This is a genomic window from Arthrobacter sp. Y3225116 (genome assembly GCF_059091245.1).
Map to the genome: position 1 here is coordinate 1 of NZ_JBNHGL010000246.1, position 4,154 is coordinate 4,154.

The following is a 4,154-nucleotide window of genomic DNA, read 5'->3' on the forward strand; positions in this document are numbered from 1 at the left end:
CCGCCCCGTCAACCGCCCCGGCCAGCGAGCCGCCGACGGCCTCGCCCGCGGACACCACCTTCACCATGGGCATTGCCGCCGCCCCGGTGACCCTTGATCCGGCGCTGGCCGTGGATACCGAGTCCTACCGGGTGACGCGGCAAATCCTCGAAACACTCGTCGGGGTGGACCCGGCGACCGGCGTTCCGGCGCCGCGGCTGGCCTCCGAATGGACCGAAGCGGACGACGGCCGCTCCTACCGCTTCCGGTTGCGCCCGGGTGTCACCTTCCATGACGGCACGGCGTTCGACGCCGAAGCGGTCCGCGCCAATTTCGAACGCTGGTACCGGCTCCCCGGCGGCGCCCGGCCGGTGGAAGGCGGGCTGGCCTTCCGGTCGGTCTTCGGCGCCTTCGCCGAGGACGAGGACGAATCGCTCTACCACAGCTGCGAGGTGCTGGGCCCGCTGGAAGTGCAGCTGAACCTGACCCGCCGATTCACCGGCCTGGTCGCATCGCTGGCCATGCCGGCCTTCGCCATCTCCTCGCCGGCGGCGCTGAAGGCCGGGGCGGCCGACCGGCTGACGGAGGAACGCGGCGGCCACAAGGTATCCCGCTACGCCCTGGCCCCGGTGGGGACCGGCCCGTTCACGTTTGCCAACTGGGAGCGGGACCGCGTGGTGCTCTCCGCCTACCCGGGCTACTGGGGTGCCGCCGGCGACGTGCGCACCGTGGTGTTCAAGGCGCTCCCGCATCCTATGACGCGGTTGCGTGCCTTGGAAGCCGGGGACATCGACGGCTACGACCTGGTCACCCCGGCCACTTACGCCGACCTGGCGCGGGCCGGCATGCAGGTGTTGCAGCGTGACCCGTTCTCCGTGGTCTACCTCGGCATGAACCAGGCGGCCGACGGGCTGGACGACATCACCATGCGCCAGGCCATCGCCCACGCGATCGACCGGCAGGCGCTGATCGACAGCTTCTTCCTGCAGGGCACCAAGGAGGCCATGCAGTTCATCCCGCGCAGCCTGGGCGTGACCAATGAGACCATCCCCTACTACGCGTACAACCCGGAGCGTTCGCGCGAACTGCTGGCCGACGCCCGGTACGACGGCGCCGAACTCACCTTCTACTATCCGCTGGGCGTCACGCGGGCCTACCTGCCGACCCCCGAAAAGGTGTACGCGGAGCTGAGCCGCCAGCTCACCGCCGTCGGAATCAATATCAAGCCGGTGCCGATCCCCTGGGACGAGGGCTACCTCGACACGATCCAGGGCTCCACCGGCCATGCCCTCCACCTGTCCGGCATGAGCGGCAGCTACCGCGACCCGGACAACTTTGTGGGCCCGCTCTTCGGCAGCAAGTCGATGGAGTTCGGCTACGACAGCGCGCAGATCCGCAGCAAGATAGCCCGTGCCAAGACCCTCCCCGAGGGCGAAGACCGCGTGCAGGCCTACCACAGCATCAACGAGCAGCTGGCGCGGGCGGTCCCCGCGGTGCCGCTGGCGTTCCCCATCTCCGCCCTGGCCATGGGGCCCCGGGTGGTGAGCTACCCGGCCAGCCCGATGCTCGACGAGGTCTACAACAAGATCGAGCTGGGGCAGGATTGACGGGGCGGCGCCGCCCGGTGGGGCGGGGGCCGGCGCGGCGGCGCGCTGTGCGTGGGTGACGGGCCGCGGCCGGCGGAAAATTGTAACGCTGCGATCCCGCCGTGTCTGTCTGTTGGGTCACATCGATGACGGCAGATTTTAGTCTCGCTGGCGCAGGGCGCTAGGCTTCTAACTGCTGGCACAGCTGCTATTGGAGATTGAAGTTGACTGCAAACATTCCCTCGGGATCATCCAAGAACGTCGACGTCGCGCTGATTGGCGGCGGCATCATGAGCACCACCCTCGGCTCCTTCATCAAGCAGCTGCAGCCGGACTGGAGCATCAGCCTGTTCGAGAACCTGGACGAGGTCGGCCTGGAAGCCTCGGACCCGTGGAACAACGCCGGCACCGGCCACGCCGCGCTCTGCGAGCTGAACTACACGCCCGCCTCGGCGGACGGTTCGGTTCCCACCGCCAAGGCCGTGGGCATCAACGAGAAGTTCAACGTCTCCCGCCAGTTCTGGTCGCACATGATCCGCGAGGGCCACATCTCGTCGCCCCGGGAATTCGTCAACCCGCTGCCGCACATGAGCTTCGTCTGGGGCGATGACCATGCGGACTACCTCAAGCGCCGCCACGAAGCGCTGAAGCAGGAACCGCTGTTCGAGCAGATCGAGTTCTCCGAAGACCACGCCGCCATCAACGAGTGGGCGCCGCTGATCATGCAAGGCCGCGATCCGCAGCAGCGCGTGGCCGCATCCCGCGTCGCCGGCGGCACCGACGTGGACTTCGGCTCCCTGACCCGGAAGCTCGCGGGCTACCTGACCGCCCATGGCGTGGAACTGAACTACGGCCACCGCGTGCTGGACGTCTCCCGCAACACCGACGGCCGCTGGACCCTGGAGATCAGGAACAACGCCACCGGCGAAAAAACCAAGGTCAACGCCCGCTTCGTGTTCATCGGAGCCGGCGGCGGCGCCCTGCACCTGCTGCAGCGCTCGGGCATCCCCGAGTCCAAGGGCTACGGCGGTTTCCCGGTGTCCGGACAGTTCCTCCGCTGCACGGACGAGACCGTCATCAACGCCCACAACGCCAAGGTCTACGGCCAGGCCTCCGTGGGCGCCCCGCCCATGTCGGTGCCCCACCTGGACACCCGCTTCGTCAACGGCAAGCGCTCCCTGCTCTTCGGCCCGTACGGCGGCTTCTCGCCGAAGTTCCTCAAGACCGGCTCGCTGCTGGACCTGCCCACGTCCGTGCGGCCGGGCAACCTGGTCCCCATGCTGGCCGTGGCCAAGGACAACTTCGGCCTGGTCAAGTACCTGGTCACCGAGGTGCTCAAGACCCGCGAAGGCAAGAACGAGGCCCTGCGCGCCTTCCACCCGGAGGTTGCCGGCGACCAGTGGGAGCTGATCACCGCCGGCCAGCGTGTCCAGGTGATTAAGAAGGACCCGAAGCGGGGCGGCGCCCTGCAGTTCGGCACCGAGGTCATCGCGTCCGCCGACGGCAGCATCTCCGCCCTGCTCGGCGCCTCCCCCGGCGCGTCCACCGCAGCGCCGATCATGATCAGCCTGCTGGAACGCTGCTTCCCGCTGGAGTTCAAGAGCTGGGAACCCAAGCTGAAGGACATGATCCCCGGCTACGGCGTGAACCTGAACGAGAACCCCTCGCTGCTGGCCGAAATCACCGCCGACACCGACCGGGTACTCGAACTGGCATGATCCCCGTCCGCACCGTACGACCGCTGAACTAAGCTTCAAGCCATGCACAAGCTGGCAACGCTGTCCCTGGCGAATCGTGCGTTGATCGCGCTGATTACGGTCTTCGTGGCCGTCTTCGGCGTGATCACCATGGGTTCGCTGAAGCAGGAACTCATCCCCTCGCTCGAGTTCCCGCGGATCACCGTTGTCAGTTCCATGCCGGGCGCGTCGCCGGAGGTAGTGGACAAGCAGGTCAGCGAACCGCTCGAACGCGCGCTCACCGCCGTCGAGGGCCTCGAGTCCTCCTCGGCGGTGTCGCGCAACGGGTTCTCCACCGTCAACCTGACGTTCGTCTACGGCACCAACCTGGACCGGGCGCGCAGCCAGGTGGACCGTGCCATCTCCAACGTGCGCCAGCAACTGCCCGACGACGTCTCGCCGCTGTCGCTGGCGGGCAGCATCGATGACTTCCCGATCGTCTTCATGGCGGTCTCCTCAGACCTGACGCTGAGCGAGCTGAGCGCCGAGCTGAACCGGCTCACGGTGCCCCGGCTGCAGAACATCCCCGGAGTGCGCGGGGCCGAAGTCTCCGGCGGCCCGGGCCGGCACATCGCCATCGTGCCGGACGACGATGCCATGGCGGAGGCCGGCGTCGGCGTTTCCGCCATCGTGGACAGCCTGGCCAACAGCGGCGGCCTGGTCCCGGCCGGCGCCGTGCAGCAGGACGGCCAGAGCCTCTCCGTGCAGATCGGCAGCCCGCTGGACAGCCTGGCGGCCATCGAAAACCTGCCGCTCTCCCCCGCCGAAACGACGACGGCGGAGCAGCCCTCCGCGCCCACCGCACCGGAGGCGGGGCGGGCACCCGGGCAATTCCCCGGCGAAGGCCAGCCCG

General features: G+C 68.3%; 3 protein-coding genes. All 3 read left to right on the forward strand.

Annotation, left to right across the window (positions count from 1 at the left end; genetic code table 11):
- On the forward strand, nt 1–1,586 hold a 1,586-nt coding region (locus AC5RV2_RS15380), incomplete at its 5' end, for an ABC transporter substrate-binding protein (protein ID WP_494093055.1).
- Between the two features lie 197 nt (nt 1,587–1,783).
- Nucleotides 1,784–3,283 (forward strand): malate:quinone oxidoreductase, encoded by a 1,500-nt coding sequence (locus AC5RV2_RS15385; RefSeq protein ID WP_494093056.1) that lies wholly within the window; start codon nt 1,784–1,786, stop codon nt 3,281–3,283.
- A 42-nt stretch (nt 3,284–3,325) separates the two neighbouring features.
- Nucleotides 3,326–4,154: efflux RND transporter permease subunit (locus tag AC5RV2_RS15390; protein WP_494093057.1), on the forward strand; the 829-nt coding region annotated here is incomplete at its 3' end.